This window comes from Psychroserpens mesophilus, assembly GCF_050617655.1.
GTDB classification, from domain to species: Bacteria; Bacteroidota; Bacteroidia; order Flavobacteriales; family Flavobacteriaceae; genus Psychroserpens; species Psychroserpens mesophilus_A.
Genome location: NZ_JBODQC010000026.1, coordinates 1 through 1,568, shown reverse-complemented (window position 1 = coordinate 1,568; position 1,568 = coordinate 1). Strand labels below are relative to the sequence as shown.

The window sequence follows — 1,568 nt, the reverse complement described above, 5'->3', positions numbered from 1 at the left end:
TCAGAATACCGTCTAATTACTTTGTCATTTTTGTACATAATGTTTAAAATTATGTAGCCTTTATTCAGGACGGGTCAAGCTTGTGTACAACGGTCTCGTATAACCGTCAGTTACGGGTTAATATGCGTTAATTTTCGGTTTAGCATAGGCTTTAGCAATTCCGAGTGGATTCGGACGTAGTCGAATCCGCCGTAATTGCGGTTATACATTGTTGTATGTAGTGCTTTATTTTCCATCATACAATTCAGTCACTTTTTGTAAATCAGTCGAATCGTTTATTTCATAAAAATAATTCAATTGCCATTTTTGAGTTCGTTCAGCTTGTTTGTTTTTCGCAACATCCCATTTCGGATAAACTCGGAAACCTCTTTTCCCTTCTTTCTTTTCCGTTGATATAATTCCTTTTTTTACCAGCGTGGATTTTGGAAAGACAAACTGTCCAAATTCATTTTCAGTTCTCACGTTCACGGTATAAAAGTCAATTCGGTCGTTTTCGTTAAATGGCTCAATCGGTCCGTTTCCATTTCGTTTCCAAAACGTAACAAATTGTCCGACTTTTTTTGGTGTTATTTTGGCGTTTCTACTCAAAATATTCAGTCCGTTGAGTTGAAATCGGCAAGCATTATATTCTTTACTTTCCATTTCGGTTTTGAAGTCCGAAATTTTAAGAGAGCATTTATCATAAATTTCCGCTTTGATTTGGTTTAGATTTTTGTCCATTTGCTCAATTTCATTCAGTTTTTCAATTTCCTCTGTTGCGTTTCGGGCATTACATACAACGGTTTTGTGTATGCTTTGTTGCGTGTTTAAGGAACTAAGTTAGCAAATTATAACCGAATAGAAAATCCGCGAGGATTTTCGTAAGTAGGCTAGAACTAGCAATAAAATATACACGGTGTTGCCAACAGTTTTTTATCGATTAATTAAAGTTATATAGTGAATTGTTAAAATCAGTCTAGTAGTTTTATTGTTCAAATCAATTTTTTCAATATTCTGTAATAAAAATGCAACTACTGAAGGCGCAATATCTCCAGTGTATTCAAATTTATCAGCATAATCTTTTATCATTTCAGAGTTTTCTCCAACACCTTTCAAATACTTTTGGTAATTACTATTATATTTTAGGCTAAAGTGGTTTTTGTTTGAAATAGAATCTGTGTGTTTTTTCCATATTTTATCAAATATTTTTAGATTTTTTGCAACAGAATTTATTTTATCATAACCTATCAAATCGGGAATTGCCATATCATTCAAAGCCCTATTTGAAAATTCAACATAAGCTTTTGTTATAGATTCAGATTTGTATTCAGAGATTAGAATTTGGTCAAACTTAGATACGAGTGAATTGAGTTCAACAAGTTCAGGTTCTGTCCAAATTCCGTTTGGGTTTTCAATTTCCGATTCTTTTGAATTCACACAGGAAGTCAAAAATAAAATTGTCATTAAAATTCCGATTATTCTGTTCAATTCGAGGTTTTTTTAAATTGTTGGCAACGTCTCGGTGTATGATGTGTTGCGTTGTGTCAGCTTAAAGATAATAAACTATCACGAACCAGAGGAAAATCCGT

General features: G+C 33.0%; 2 protein-coding genes. Both read right to left on the bottom strand.

Annotated elements, in window-relative coordinates; genetic code table 11:
- Window positions 1-225: 225 nt before the first annotated feature.
- Window positions 226-720, bottom strand: a complete 495-nt coding sequence (locus ACRHNM_RS16145) for a MepB family protein (RefSeq protein ID WP_431137672.1) — start codon at window positions 718-720, stop codon at window positions 226-228.
- Between the two features lie 192 nt (window positions 721-912).
- Complete coding sequence (locus tag ACRHNM_RS16140) at window positions 913-1,467, bottom strand: hypothetical protein (RefSeq protein ID WP_431137671.1); 555 nt, start codon at window positions 1,465-1,467, stop codon at window positions 913-915.
- Window positions 1,468-1,568: the final 101 nt, after the last annotated feature.

Bases quoted from the DNA above. Each gene is read 5' to 3' on its own strand.
- ACRHNM_RS16145 (WP_431137672.1), bottom strand. From the start codon at position 720: ATGGACAAAAATCTAAACCAAATCAAAGCGGAAATTTATGATAAATGC.